Consider the following 14,305-nt stretch of genomic DNA (forward strand, 5'->3'; position numbering starts at 1 on the left):
ACATGGAAACCCGCGCGCACCATATCATGATCGGCTTGTTCACCGTGCTCACGGCAGCCGCTGCCCTGCTCTTTGCCCTATGGATGAGCCACGCGGCGGGCGAGCGCGACTACCAGCCCTACCGCATCCTGTTCGAGCGCAGCGTCAGCGGCCTGGCGGTGGGCAGCAAGGTGCAGTACAACGGCATCGAGGTAGGTGATGTCACCGAATTGAGCCTCAATCCGGATGACCCCCGCCAGGTGCTGGCCAGTATCCGTGTGTACGAAGACACCCCGGTCAAGACCGATACCCGGGCACGTCTGGCCTTTGCCAGCATTACTGGCAGCATGTCCGTTCAGCTGCATGGCGGCACGCCGGAGAGCCCGCGCCTGCTGGACCAGAGCGATGACGACATGCCGTTCATTCGCGCCGACCCGTCGCCGATTGCCACGCTCTTCGAAGAGGGCGAAGAGATGATTAACAACATCAACGCCATTCTGAAAAACGTCAACGAGCTGTTCAGCGACGACAATCGCCAGGAAGCAGGCAACATTCTCACCAACGTTGCCCAGATCACCGACATGATTGCCTCCCAGCAGTCTGCTCTGGACGAGAACATGGCCCTGTTCGGGGAGGTCTCGCGTCAGGCCACCGCCACTCTGGAAAGCATCGAGACCCTAAGCCAGGAAGCGCATTCGCTGCTCAGCCGCGAAGGTCGAGAGGTCATGCAGAGCGCCAAGAATGCCAGCCGCGACGTGGCCAACGCTGCCCAGCGCATCGAACAGCTGGTGGATGACAATGCCGGTGCCGTGGAAAGCACGCTGCAAAGCACCCGCGATATTGCCCCGGCCCTGGCGGCGCTGCGCGCCACCCTGACCACCCTGGATCGCATTACCCGTCGGCTCGAAGAGAACCCCACCAACTTTTTGCTGGGCCGTGACCAGATAGAGGAGTTCCGCCCATGATGCTCAAGACCCTGCGAGCCAAAGCCCTGCACATCAGGCCCCTTCGCAACGGGGCCCTTCGAATCAGCCCCCTGCGTACAGGCGCCCTGCTGATCATTCTGGCCACCCTGACGGCCTGTTCGATCCTGCCCGACAACGAACCGGCCACGCTCTATCGGCTGCCGGCCGTAGACACCTCAGGGCAGCCGAATGCAGCGGCCACCCACGCCATGACGCTGGGCATCGCCACGCCAGAAACGGGGCACTTGCTGGGCAGCAACCGCATGGTGGTATTTCCGGAAGGCAACGTGGTGAACGTCTACGAAGGCACACGCTGGCACGAGGACGCTCCGGACATGCTCAAGGCCCGGCTCATCGAAGGCCTACAGGCCCAGCAGCGGTTTGCGAGCGTCGGCAGTGATCGCCTGCCCCACGACCTGACCCTGCTCAGCGAGCTGCGCCACTTCCAGAGCGAATACGACGATACGCCGCCCAGCGTCAACGTTCAGCTGGATGTACAGCTGGTTGACAGCAACCGCGCGCCCTTGGCGACCAGCAGCTTCGCCATACGCAAGCGTGCCAGCAGCGTCGCCATTGCCGACGTGGTCGATGCCTTCGGCGCAGCGTCCGATGATTTGAATCAGCAGTTGGGCGAGTGGCTAACCCGCGAGGTAACCCGCTAACGCGGATCGATTGCCCCACCGCTCAGCTTGCGCAGATAGTCGCGCGGGTCTCTGGGGTAGTAGTGGGCAGGCTGGCACGCCAGGTGGGTAAAGAACCGAGTGTCCTTGTAGGGCATTTTCATGAAGCCCGATACCCCCAGCCCTTCGATCTGATTGACGCTGTCCAGCATGTGCGCCAGCAGCGCAGAGAACGCCTGCTCTCGGCGCGGGTCCAGCAGGCGGTAGTAGCTATGAATCTTCAGGTGTCTGGGCAGCGCCTCGAAGATGATCATGCCGGTATGGTGGATGTCATTGAGCTGCTCCAGCAGGGCCATGATGCTGTCGGGCAACACCAGCAGCTCCTCGGGATCCGGACCATCTTCGAAATAACTGTGCTGGCGGGTGCGATCCTCCATCTCCGGCACGGCGCTCACCTCATACCCGATGGTCATGCCCGACTGCGCAGCGAACGATGCATCGGCGCTTTCCCGCTCCAGGTGCAGCGTCTGCCGCGCATTGAACAGGCAACTCTTGAAAATACCCTGGCGGTGGATGGCCCGCGCCAGATGCACCATGTTATTTACCGCTTCGGTAAAGGCAGGCTTCAGGTCGGGGTCGTGCAGATTGAGCGACGAGTCGATATAGACACCCTCCCGCTCCCAGCGCACGGCCAGCCCGCCCACCACGGGGTATTTGCCCAACCGGCTCACCGACGCCAGAAAGGCTTTCTCGGTGTCGCCCATGCCCTGCATGAACTGCTTGTAGTAGCGGTCCAGCTGCACGTCATTGACGTCATTGAGGGTTTCTTCGACGCTGGCCTCGCGCAGAAAGGCCTTGCGAGAGCTGTACACCACGGTGTCGATCTCCCGGCGCTGGCGATGCCCCCAGATCGGCACCAGGGGCGGCGGCGGCACGGCAGGCAAGTCGATCATCACGGTTCTGGCCATGCGCGGCATTTCACGAATGAAGTGATCCCCTGCGCGGCGGCGAATGGCCGGGTCGGCATCCAGTAGCCCATCCAGCGTGCGGGCAAACTCGATGGGCAGGCCCAACGCACTGGCCGGAATCGCCCGGCAGCCAAAACGACAGGACTGCGCCGATGCCAGGGCATACAGGGTTCCCGCCACCCCCTGTTCGTCGAAACGCGGCGATGACAGCGCGCCGTTGAGCTGCTCTTCGCCGATGAAGTAGACATCGCCCAGCCGTGCGTTGGTCTGCTGCAGGTTATCCGACATCAGCTCCATCACGTTGGCACCGACGAACTGCAGCGCGGCATCCAGCTGGGCAAAGACCGACGATCCCCAATCGATCAGGGCGATACTTTCCCTGCTGGCGTCGAACACCAGGTTGGAAGGCTTGATGTCGCCATGCACCACGGGGCGGGCATGGGGGCCGGTTTCCTGGCGCAGGGTGACCAGAATCTCTGCCAACTGCGCGGCAATATGCACCACCAGGCGCGGCGAGAGCCGCCCCTGGCGCAGCGATACTTGCTCGAGATTCCAGCCGGGCGCGCGCTCCATGACCAGAATCGACTGACCGCGCACGCGCTGATAAGCGATCAGCCCGGGAATCAGAGGGTGGCTGACCTGATCGAGCATGAACGCCTCTTCTTCGAGGCGCTCTTGCAAGTGGGTAGGCAGCGTGATGCGCGAGAACTTGAACACATAGTGGGTGGGCTGCCCCTGCTGCTGAGCGCTGCCCGCAAACACGAAACCATAGGCCCCCTTGCCAATCAGCTCGATGTCCCGGTACCCCAGCTGCACCAGCTGAGCCTGGCACAGCGCTACCCAGTCTTTCAGCTTGCGCGCATCGTGATGGCTTAGCAGATAGACCGACTGCTCCTCTGGAATATAGAACTGCTGTAGCGCTGCCTGGCTCATGGGGGCAATGGCCTTGGGTCAGGCCAAATGCAGCAGCATGGTCTCTGGCGCTTCCAGAGACGCTTTCCAGTGATTGCAGAAGCGCGCAATGGTGCCGCCGTCGATGAATCGATGGTCTCCCGCCCAGGTCACGGTCATGATGGCGCGTCGCTGCACGGCGCCCTCGGCATCGAAACGCGGCAGCCACTGGGTCTTGCCGATGGCCACGATGGCCGCTTCCGGGGCGTTGATGATGGGAGCGGCATAGGTGCCGCCCAGGGCGCCAATATTGGAAATGCTGATGGTGCCACCCTTGAGATCCGCCTGATCCACACGACCTTCCCGCGCCGCCTGAGTCAATCGGCTCACCTCCCTGGCAATGTCCAGCAGGCTCAGCTGCTCCACCGCTTTCACGTTAGGCACCAGCAAGCCCGCCTTGCTGTCCACCGCCATGCCGATATTGCACTGGGCAAAATAGTGCAGCTCGTCCCCCTCGGCATTGAGCTGCGCATTGAGGATGGGGTGCTCGGCCACGGCCAGCGCCAGCGCCTTCATGAAGAAGGGCATCAGCGTCAGCCGCTCCCCCAGCGCTTCTACCCGGGGCTTGAGGCGCTCGCGCAGCGCCAGCAGCTCAGTGACATCCACCTCTTCCCCATAATGAAAGTGCGGTATGGTCGTCGCGGCTTCCACCATGCGCCGAGCCATGACGGCGCGCACGCCGCGCAGGGGCTCGACCCGGGCGGGGCCTGACTGGCCCACCGCCGGTTTCCCTTGGGTGTGAGGGGCCGTGTCGCTGGGCGCAGCGTGGCTGGACTTCACATGCGCCAGCACGTCTTCCTTCAATACGCGGCCATCCTTGCCGCTACCGGCAATGTCCGCCAGCACCAGCCGATGCTCGCGCACCAGCCGCCTGACGGCCGGGCTGGCCGGGGTTTTCACCGGGCAGGCTGGCCCTTCCGTTGGGCACTGTGGCGCCGATTGTTCGACGCTGGGCGGTGGCGCAGAAGGTTGCGTTTTGCTGATATCAGCAGCGTCGCTGGCAGGGGAACGGGTGTTCTCTGAACTCTCTTCTGCAACCTCTTCGGCACTCTCCTCGGCACCCTGATACGCGTAAAGGGGCGCATGCACCTTGGCGATTTTCCCCTGGGGCACATACAGTTTGGTCACCGTGCCCGCTTCGGGCGCAGTGATCTCCACCAGCGCCTTGTCGGTCATGACCTCGACGATGGGCTGGTCTTCTTCGATGGTGTCGCCTTCGGCCACTCGCCACTCCACCACTTCACACTCGACGATGCCTTCACCGATATCCGGTAGTAAAAAATCACTCATGACCGTTCTCCCTTGCGTCAAAAATTCACGCTTTCGCGAATCGCTTCAAAAATTTTCAGATGGTCCGGCAGGTACTCTTTCTCCAGGATCAGCGGGAAAGGTGTATCCAGTCCGGTCACCCGAGTAATCGGCGACTCCAGATAGAGAAAACAGCGCTCCTGTATCGTGGCGGCGATCTCACCGGCAAAACCTCCGGTCAGCGGCGCTTCGTGGCTGACGATCATACGACCGGTCTTGAAGACCGACTCGGCAACGGTATCCACATCCCAGGGCAGCAGTGAACGCAGATCGATGACCTCACAGGCAATGCCCTGCTCTTCGGCCAGCTCGGCGGCCTTGCCGATCACCTCCATTTGCGCCCCCCAACCCACCAGGGTGATATCGCTGCCCTCCCTGACGACTTCGGCCTCACCAACGGGCAGCTGATAGTCGTCTTCGGGCACCTCGCCCACGGCGGCCCGGTAGAGGCGCTTGGGCTCCAGAAACAAGACCGGGTCGGGGTCACGGATCGCCCCCAACAGCAACCCCTTGGCCTGATAGGGGTTACGCGGCACCACTACCTTGAGGCCCGGCGTGTGGGTAAAGTAGGCTTCCGGCGACTGAGAGTGATACAAGCCACCCGAGATGCCGCCGCCATACGGCGTGCGGATGGTCAGGCCACCCACGTTGAACAGATCGCCAGAGCGATAGCGGAACTTGGCAGTTTCGTTGACGATCTGGTCGAAGGCGGGAAAGATGTAGTCGGCGAACTGGATCTCCGCCACGGGCACCGAGCCCTGGGCTGCCAGACCGTTGGCAAAGCCGATGATGCCCTGCTCCACCAGCGGCGTGTTGAAACAGCGCGCCTTGCCATACTTCTCCTGCAAATGGCTGGTCGCTCGGAATACCCCGCCAAAAACCCCCACGTCTTCACCAAAGCAGATGACCTTGTCATCTTCCGCCATGGCGATGTCCAGGGCGTTATTGATGGCCTGCAGCATGTTCATGGTACTCATACTAGGCATCTCCCTGTGCGTCGTGGGCCGTCGATACGCTGGGGTCCAGCGACTGAGCGCCGCGCGGGTAGGCATCGGGATAGCGGCGAATGTGCCGTTTCAACTGATCCAACTGGCGCTGCAAGGCAGGCGTCACGTCGGCATAGACATCGGTGATCAAGGAGTCCAGCGGCGGCGGCGGACGCTTTTCGGCGCGCTTCATGGTCTCCAACACTTCTCGCCGCAGGCTCTCCTGCTGGCGGGACTCCTCATCGTCGCTCCACCACCCTTTACTCACCAGCCAGCGCTGCATGCGCAATAGCGGGTCCTTGACTCGCCACGCCTCCTCTTCGCTCTTGGCACGGTAGCCCGATGGGTCGTCCGAGGAGGAGTGCGCCGCCAAGCGATAGGACATGGCTTCGATCAGCACCGGCTGATGCTGCTCCACGGCTATCTTGCGCGCCTGGCGGGTGGCTTCGAAGACGGCCAGGGCGTCGTTGCCATCCACGCGGATGACGTGCATGTGATAGCCGAACGCACGCGGGGCAATGCCATCCGCGGCAAACTGTTCGGTGGCGGGAGTCGAGATGGCATAGCCATTGTTGCGACAGAAGAAAATGACCGGCACCTGATGCACCGAGGCCATATTCAGGGCGGCGTGGAAGTCGCCTTCCGAGGCAGCCCCTTCACCGAAGAACGTCAGGGTACAGTGGCCTTCACCTGCGAGCTTCTGGCCATAAGCATAGCCGGTTGCCTGGGGAATCTGAGTGGCCAGCGGCGAAGAGATGGTCATGTAATGCAGCTTGCGGGAACCATAGTGGATCGGCATCTGCCGCCCCTTGCCATAGTCCAGCTCGTTGCCAAACAGCTGATTCATGAACTCGTCGATGGAGAACCCGCGATACATGAGTGCGCCCTGTTCGCGGTACTGGGCCATGATCATGTCGGCATCGTCCAGAGCGGCGGTGGCTCCCACCACCGCGGCCTCCTCACCGGTACACTGCATGTAGAAGCTGAGCCTGCCCTGGCGTTGCGCGGCCATCATGCGCTCATCGAGAATACGCGTGGCCAGCATGGCCTGGTAGAGCCTGCGGGCGTGATCGCGGCTCAAGGTGGGTTCATCGGCACCTTCATAAAGCTCGCCCTCGGGGCTGAGCACGCTGAAAGTGTCTATGGTGAATTCGTCGCCGGTCATGAAGGCCGGCTGATGTACGAACTGAGTCATCGTTATTGTCCTTGTTTTTACCCCTTTTGAGGGCAGTGTTGTTGGTGATGACCGTTTGTGCCAGTGGATTTATCTGACACACGTCAACGCAACACCTGGACAGTAACGCAGTCTCCCGCCGTTAGGGATTCAACTTAAGACGCAGACCGGCGTGCAAGGCGTTGTTGGAGGGCATTGAAGGCGCTATCGACAGTGAGCGCCAGCAGGGCAATCGCTAGCGCCCCCTGGACGATGTACGCCATGTTGCCATTGACGATTCCCGCGATGATCGGGTCACCCAGATTACTGGCCCCCACGGTCGCGCCCAGCGCCGCCGTGGCAATGTTGATGGTGACCGAGGTGCGAACGCCCGCCAGAATGACCGGCATGGCCAGCGGCAGCTCGACATGACGCAGCAGCTGCCAGGGCGTCATGCCCATGGCGATGGCCGCCTGTTTGACGTTGGGGTCTACTTCGTTGATGCCCGTCAAGGTATTGCGCACGATGGGCAGCAGCCCATACAGCATCAGCGCCACGATGATCGGCAGCGTGCCAAAGCCCAGTACCGGCACGGCCAGCGCCAGCACCGCCACGGGCGGGAACGTCTGGCCCAGCGACGAAAGCTGAGCAACCAGCGGCAGGAAATCCCGCCCCCTGGCCCGGGTGACGGCAATGCCTGCCGAGACGCCCACCAGAAGCGTGACCAGCGCGGCCACGCTCACCACCAGCAGATGCCGAGCCAGCAAATCGACAAAATCGGCACGCCCGTAGATGACCTGCCGCGCATTGGGCTCTACCCAGCGAAACAGCGGTTCCAGAGTGGGCATGGCCAACACCAGCACCAGCAACAAGGCCACCCAAGCCAGTGGCCAGCCCCACGCGGCATAGCGCGAAGCGGTGGAACTCGCGGGGACAGCGCTCGAGGTGGCTGAGGTCGAAGACGCAGAGCGAGATGGATCCGGCATCACGTTGGGGTGCCCCTGTCCAACTGGGCTTCCTTGACGATTCTACGCAGCGACAGCTCACCAATGGGCACATCGTTTTGGTCCACCACGGTCAAGCGGTCGCTGTGGTCACGCAGCATCATGGAAAGCCCCTGCCGCAACGAAAAGTCAGCGGGAATACGCGACTGGGCTGGCAGCGTGGGGCCCAGAGACGCCATGTGATCCTTGACACGCGTCAGCCCCGCCTGCTTGAGCCCCCGCTCCAGCCCGCCCAGCAGCGAATCCACGAAAGGGTCGGCGGGATGCTGCAACAGCGCCAAAGGCGTGCCCTGCTGGACGATACGCCCCTCGCGCATGACGACCAGGTGGTCGGCTAGCTTCAGGGCTTCATCCATATCATGAGTCACCAGCACCACGGTCTTGTGCAGCCGAGCCTGCAGGCGGGCCAGCTCATCCTGCAGCTTGTCTCGGGTGATCGGATCCAGGGCTCCAAACGGCTCGTCCATCAGCAAAATATCCGGGTCTGCGGCCAGCGCGCGGGCCACCCCCACACGCTGCGCCTGCCCGCCGGAAAGCTGATGCGGGTATTTGTGCGCAAACTCGCCCACCGGCAGCCCCAGCAAACCCATCAGCTCTTCGACACGGCGGCTGACCTCGGCAGGAGCCCACTTCAACAGCCGTGGCACCAGGCCAATATTGCGCGCGACGGTCCAGTGCGGGAACAGGCCGGTGCTCTGGATGACGTAGCCAATACGGCGGCGAAGTTTGACCGGGTCGTAGTGCTCTATCGCCTGGCCATCCAGAATGATGTCGCCACGGGTATGTTCGATCAGCCGATTGATCATGCGTAGCGTGGTGGACTTACCGCATCCGGAGGTACCCACCAGGGCACAGAACTTGCCCTTGGCCACCCGCAGTGAAATATCATCCACCGCCGTTTCGTCACCAAACTGCTTGGAGACATGGGAAAGCTCGATCATTGCTGTCCTCCGGGGCGTAGCGCTTCCGCCAGCGCCCCTAATGCTGCATCCACGATCAGCGCCAGCACCAGGATTGGCAGCGCACCCAGCAGCACCATGTCCATGGCCGCCTGCCCCAACCCTTGAAAAATGAAGGTGCCAAGTCCTCCGGCACCAATCAACGCCGCCACCGCCGTAAGCCCGATGGCTTGCACGGCGGTGACTCTTACCCCTTCCAGCAACACCGGCAGCGCCAGCGGTAGTCGCACCTGCCAGAACCGCTGCGGGCTTCGCATTCCCATGGCCTTGGCCGCTTCCAGGGTTTCTGCACTGACCTCCTCCAGGGCAACGTAAGTATTACGCACCATGGGCAGCAGACTGTAAGCAATCAAGGCGATCAGTGCCGGGGCATTGCCAATTCCACTGACGCCCATGGCTGCCAAGGCAGGCACATTGGCCGCCAGCCACGCCAGAGGGGCCAACAGCAAACCGAACAGCGCCAGGCTGGGAATCGTCTGCAGAAAATTGAGCAGCCCAAAGGCGATGGTTTGCAGGCGCCGGTAGCGGCGCATCAGCATGGCCAGCAGCATGCCCAGCACGACGCTGACGCTCACGGCACTGCTGACCAGCACGATATGCTGGCTCAACGCACGATAGAACTGCCGCTCCCGGGCCTGAAACTCCTGCACCAGGGCCAGCGACTGCAATCCGAAGGCAGCGCACAGCCACCACAAGATGCCGATGCCGAGCAGCAGCAGCGCTGTCCACCAGCGGGATAGCCCAAGCCGCAGGCGTACTTCCACCAGACACAGCAACAGCACGAACAGCACCGTCCAGTAGGCAGTCCCGATGCCTAGCCTGGCCTGGGGCGCATCCGGGGGTATCAGCCAGTGCCCGGCGACCATCAGGCCAAACGGCATCAGCAGCAGCGTCAGGGTAATCACCCCCAGCAGAGCCCGATAATGGCGCGTGCTGGGCAGCCAGGCCAGGGCGGCCATGGCAATGAACAGAAGCGATACCAGTACGCCACCGGGCCAGCCAATGGCTGCCACCATCCCAAACCCCGTTCCCGTGACGATCCGATTGGGCGCCACGGTCACCAGATGGAAAGACCAGGCGGCCACCAGCATGACGGCACTCAGGCACAGCAGTACGACATTAGGTTGCCAGCGGCGCCGAATGGCCGCTGGCGATGGCAGTGCGTCGATCAACGACATTCATCAGTCATCCAGGCTATCGAGATATTCGCGAGCCACCTGGTCGGCAGAGCGACCGTTGACGGCCACGTCCGCGTTGAGCGTTTGCAGGGTCACCAGATCCAGCGTCGCAAACACGTCATTGAGCAGGCCTTCGATGTCGGGGTACTGGGCCAGCACGTCTTCTCGTATCACTGGCGCAGGCTGGTAGACCGGCTGCACGCCCAGCGTATCCTCCAGCACCCGCAGTCCCAGCGCGGTGAGCCCGCCATCGGTACCGTAGGTCATGGCACCGTTGACGCCGCTGGTTTGCTGGGCGGCTGCGCGCATGGTGGCGGCGGTATTGCCCCCGGAGAGCACCAGCAACTGGTCATCGCTCAACTCGAAGCCGTAGGCGTCCTGAAACGCCGGCAGGGCCTGCTCGGATTCGACGAATTCTGCACTGGCCGCAAACTTGAACTCGCCCCCGTCGGCCAGATAGCTGGCCAGGTCTTCCAGGGTGTCGAGCCCATGGGTCTCGGCGACATCCTGACGAATGCTCATGGCCCAGGTGTTGTTGGCACTGGCTGGCTGCAGCCAGATCAAGCCTTGTTCTGCATCCCGCTCACGAACGGCCTGATAGGCTTCATCAGCACTGTTCCACACCGGGCTATCGGTCATATCGAAAAAGAACGCCCCGTTACCGGTGTACTCTGGATAGACATCGATTTCAGCCGCCAGCAGGGCATTTCTCACCACGCTGGTTCCCCCGAGTTGCAGGCGGTCCTGGGTGGCAATCCCATGGCGCTCCAGGGTCTGGATGATCAGCTCTCCCAACACCGAGCCTTCCGTATCGATTTTGGAAGAGACCACCACCGGCTCGCTGGCCTGGGCCGTCGCGAGCACCGTCGAGGTAACGACCACCGTGGACAGGCAGGCGGTCAGCAGGGGGTTTAGCAATAGGCGCATGGGGTCATCCTTTGAGTGAGCATCCTGAGGGTGTCGCTTCAGTATACGAGGCAACTGCGTTGAAGTCAGACGCCGCCTCAACGGCGTCTGATCTCCTGCATCCTCAAGGCGCTTCGATGACCCAGGTCGTGCCTTCTCGTGAGTCTTTCAGCACGATGCCTAGCGCTGCCAGCTCGTCACGAATGGCATCGGCGCGGGCGAAGTCCTTGTTGGCCTTGGCCGCCTGACGCTCGGCAATTCTGGCTTCGATCTCGTCTTCGCCCAGCGCCATCGAATGCTGCGCCCCTTTCAGGAAGGCCTGCGGCGTCTGCTGCAATAGCCCCAGCACTCCCGCCAGGCGCTGCAGCTCTGCGGCCAGGCGGGGCGCAGCTTCCGGCTGATCGCTCTTGGCACGATTGAGATCTCTTGCCAGGTCGAACAGTACGGCCAGCGCTTCCGGGGTATTGAAATCATCATCCATGGAAGCAGTGAAACGCTCGGCGTAAGCCCCCTGCTCACCCTCAGATGCCACCTCGACACCTTCAAGGGCAGTATACAGGCGCGTCAACGACTTGCGCGCCTCGACCAGCGAATCCACGGAGTAGTTGATCGGGCTGCGATAGTGGCTGGCCACCAGCAAATAGCGCACGACCTCCGGGTCATGCTCCGCCAGCACATCACGAATGGTGAAAAAGTTGCCCAGCGACTTCGACATCTTTTCCTGATTGACGCGCACGGCACCGGCATGCATCCAGGTGTTCACGTAGGTCTTACCCGTAGCCGCTTCCGACTGGGCAATCTCGTTTTCGTGATGGGGGAAGGTCAGATCCGGCCCACCGCCATGAATATCGAAGGTATCCCCCAGGCAGCAGGTGGACATGGCCGAACATTCGATATGCCAGCCTGGGCGGCCGTCTCCCCAGGGGGAGTGCCAATGGGCCTCTCCCGGTTTGGCCGCTTTCCAGAGCACGAAGTCCAGCGGGTCTTCCTTGTGCACGTCCACTTCCACGCGCGCGCCAGAGCGCATGTCATCCAGCTGGCGATTGTTGAGCTTGCCGTAATCGGCAAACTTGCGCACCCGATAGTAGACGTCGCCGTTTTCCGCGGCGTAGGCAAAGCCTTTTTCCACCAGCGTTTCGATCATGCTGATGATGTCGCCAATATGTCCCGTGGCACGGGGCTCCTGGCTGGGGGGCAGCACATTCAGCCGCGCCTCGTCTTCATGCATCGCCGCGATCATGCGCTCGGTGAGCGCGCTGATGGCCTCACCGTTCTCCTCGGCACGCTTGAGGATCTTGTCGTCGATATCCGTGATGTTGCGCACGTAGGTGACGTCGTAGCCACGGTGACGCAGGTAGCGGGTAATCACGTCAAAGGCCACCATCACCCTGGCGTGGCCAAGGTGACAGTAGTCATACACCGTCATGCCGCAGACGTACATGCTTACCTTGCCATCGACAAGGGGCTTAAAAGGCTCTTTGCGGCGTGTCAGCGTATTGTAAATGTGCATATGACGTTTCCTTAACCCTTCTGTTTGATTTTCGCCCAGCTATCTTTCAAACCCACGGTGCGGTTGAACACCAGGTGCTCTGCACTGGAGGCGTGGCGGTCGGCGCAGAAATAGCCCATCCGCTCGAACTGGAAGCGATCTTCCGGCGCGGCGCTGGCCAGGCTTGGCTCACCAATGGCCTGGCAGGTGACCAGCGACTCGGGATTCAGGTGCTCGAGGAAATCCACATCCTTGTCGCGATCCGGCTGCTCGACCATGAACAGGTTGTCGTAGAGGCGCACCTCCATCGGCACACCGTGGGTGGCGCTGACCCAGTGGATGACACCCTTGACCTTGCGGCCTTCCGGATTTTTGCCCAAGGTGTCGAAGTCCACCGAGCAGTGCAGCTCCTGGATCTCGCCCGCGTCGTTCTTGACCACTTCATCGCAGCGAATCACGTAGCTATTGCGCAGACGTACTTCCTTGCCAGGGGCCAGGCGGAAGAACTTCTTCGGCGCATCCTCCATGAAGTCGTCCTGGTCGATATACAGCTCGCGACCAAACGGCACCTTGCGCATCGGCATGTCGTCACGGGCGGGGTGGCCCGGCACTTCGTAGACCTCTTCGTGGCCTTCCGGCACGTTGGTCAACACCACTTTCAACGGCTTCAGCACACACATGGCGCGGGGGGCGTTGTCTTCCAGATCCGAACGAATGGCATGGGTCAGCATGGCAATGTCCACCAGGCCGCCATCCGAACGGGTCACGCCGATCATTTCACAGAATTTGCGGATCGAAGCCGGGGTATAGCCGCGGCGGCGCATGCCCGAGATGGTCGGCATACGCGGATCGTCCCAGCCATCCACGATCTGCTCATCCACCAGCAGCTTGAGCTTGCGCTTGGAGGTCAGCGTGTAGTCGAGGTTCAGCCGCGCAAACTCGATCTGGCGGGGTTTGGCGGGCACCGGCAGGTTGTTCAGGAACCATTCGTACAGCGGGCGATGGTCTTCGAACTCCAGGGTACAGATGGAGTGGGTGATCCCTTCGATGGCATCCGACTGGCCGTGGGTGAAGTCGTAGGAAGGGTAGATCTTCCAGGCGTCACCGGTCTGGTGATGATGGGCGTGACGAATACGGTACAGAATGGGGTCGCGAAGATTGATGTTGGGCGACGCCATGTCGATTTTGGCGCGCAGCACTTTCTCGCCTTCGGCAAACTCACCGTGGCGCATACGCTCCAGCAGATCGAGATTCTCTTCGACACTGCGCTCCCGGTAAGGGCTGGGCTTGCCGGATTCGGTCAAGGTGCCGCGATACTCGCGGATCTCATCGGGAGAGAGGTCGTCGACATAGGCTTTCCCTTCGCGGATCAGGTGCTGCGCCCAGGCATAGAGCTGCTCGAAATAATCGGAGGCAAAGCGCACGGGGCCTGCCCACTCGAAGCCCAGCCAACTGACGTCTTCCTTGATGGCATCGATATACGCCTGCTCTTCCTTCGCCGGGTTGGTGTCGTCGAACCGCAGATGACACTCACCACCCAACTGCTCGGCGAGCCCGAAATTCAGGCAGATCGACTTGGCATGGCCGATATGCAGGAAGCCGTTGGGCTCCGGAGGGAAGCGCGTCACAATTTTGGTGACCTGGCCGCCCGCTATCTCGTCGCGTACTTGGTTGCGAATGAAGTTCGGCGCTGGGGTGGTCTCGTTGGTCATGGTGGTGTTGATAACCTCATCGTGGATGGCGTGCCGGGCAACCGATGCCTATGCTAAACGGGTTAGCGCTTCGCGGTGCCGAGCAAAACCGCTATTATAACGTGACGCCGATGCACAGCGCCAAGGC

12 protein-coding genes are annotated in these 14,305 nt (G+C 61.9%); 2 read left to right on the plus strand and 10 right to left on the minus strand.

Features of this window, described 5'->3' with window-relative positions:
- The first annotated feature begins 2 nt into the window (after positions 1 to 2).
- Positions 3 to 944, plus strand: a complete 942-nt coding sequence (locus tag KVY02_RS08920) for an MlaD family protein (RefSeq protein ID WP_081194314.1) — start codon at positions 3 to 5, stop codon at positions 942 to 944.
- Positions 941 to 1,606, plus strand: coding sequence for an ABC-type transport auxiliary lipoprotein family protein (locus tag KVY02_RS08925; RefSeq protein ID WP_218315011.1), 666 nt, complete (start codon positions 941 to 943; stop codon positions 1,604 to 1,606). Before KVY02_RS08920 ends, KVY02_RS08925 begins: the two co-directional genes overlap by 4 nt.
- On the opposite strand, the gene KVY02_RS08930 is transcribed toward KVY02_RS08925, so the two are convergent.
- From KVY02_RS08930 to KVY02_RS08975, 10 genes are all read right to left on the minus strand, one after another.
- Positions 1,603 to 3,465 (minus strand): protein kinase domain-containing protein, encoded by a 1,863-nt coding sequence (locus tag KVY02_RS08930; RefSeq protein WP_218315012.1) that lies wholly within the window; start codon positions 3,463 to 3,465, stop codon positions 1,603 to 1,605. The two genes, KVY02_RS08925 and KVY02_RS08930, sit on opposite strands and share 4 nt — an antisense overlap.
- Before the next feature lie 18 nt (positions 3,466 to 3,483).
- Positions 3,484 to 4,773 (minus strand): 2-oxo acid dehydrogenase subunit E2, encoded by a 1,290-nt coding sequence (locus KVY02_RS08935; protein WP_218315013.1) that lies wholly within the window; start codon positions 4,771 to 4,773, stop codon positions 3,484 to 3,486.
- A 17-nt stretch (positions 4,774 to 4,790) separates the two neighbouring features.
- Positions 4,791 to 5,768: an alpha-ketoacid dehydrogenase subunit beta gene (locus KVY02_RS08940; RefSeq protein WP_144984650.1), complete on the minus strand. Its 978-nt coding sequence runs from the start codon at positions 5,766 to 5,768 to the stop codon at positions 4,791 to 4,793.
- 1 nt (position 5,769) lies between these two features.
- Entirely contained in the window at positions 5,770 to 6,972 is a 1,203-nt protein-coding gene (locus KVY02_RS08945; RefSeq protein WP_144984647.1) for a thiamine pyrophosphate-dependent dehydrogenase E1 component subunit alpha, read from the minus strand.
- A 134-nt stretch (positions 6,973 to 7,106) separates the two neighbouring features.
- Positions 7,107 to 7,778, minus strand: coding sequence for an ABC transporter permease (locus KVY02_RS08950; protein ID WP_218315014.1), 672 nt, complete (start codon positions 7,776 to 7,778; stop codon positions 7,107 to 7,109).
- Positions 7,779 to 7,915: 137 nt separating this feature from the next.
- Positions 7,916 to 8,875, minus strand: a complete 960-nt coding sequence (locus KVY02_RS08955) for an ABC transporter ATP-binding protein (protein WP_081135772.1) — start codon at positions 8,873 to 8,875, stop codon at positions 7,916 to 7,918.
- Positions 8,872 to 10,071 carry an ABC transporter permease gene (locus KVY02_RS08960; RefSeq protein ID WP_218315015.1) on the minus strand — a complete coding sequence of 400 codons (1,200 nt, stop codon included), beginning with the start codon at positions 10,069 to 10,071 and terminating at the stop codon, positions 8,872 to 8,874. The genes KVY02_RS08955 and KVY02_RS08960 overlap by 4 nt, the downstream gene beginning before the upstream one ends.
- A gap of 3 nt (positions 10,072 to 10,074) precedes the next feature.
- Positions 10,075 to 10,998, minus strand: coding sequence for a glycine betaine ABC transporter substrate-binding protein OsmF (locus tag KVY02_RS08965; protein ID WP_218315016.1), 924 nt, complete (start codon positions 10,996 to 10,998; stop codon positions 10,075 to 10,077).
- A gap of 103 nt (positions 10,999 to 11,101) precedes the next feature.
- Positions 11,102 to 12,487, minus strand: coding sequence for a cysteine--tRNA ligase (cysS, locus tag KVY02_RS08970; protein WP_016913928.1), 1,386 nt, complete (start codon positions 12,485 to 12,487; stop codon positions 11,102 to 11,104).
- A gap of 11 nt (positions 12,488 to 12,498) precedes the next feature.
- On the minus strand, positions 12,499 to 14,178 hold the full coding sequence (locus tag KVY02_RS08975; RefSeq protein WP_218315017.1) for a glutamine--tRNA ligase/YqeY domain fusion protein: 1,680 nt from the start codon (positions 14,176 to 14,178) through the stop codon (positions 12,499 to 12,501).
- Positions 14,179 to 14,305: the final 127 nt, after the last annotated feature.

The organism is Halomonas sp. 18071143 (genome assembly GCF_019211725.1).
Taxonomy (GTDB): Bacteria; Pseudomonadota; Gammaproteobacteria; order Pseudomonadales; family Halomonadaceae; genus Vreelandella; species Vreelandella stevensii.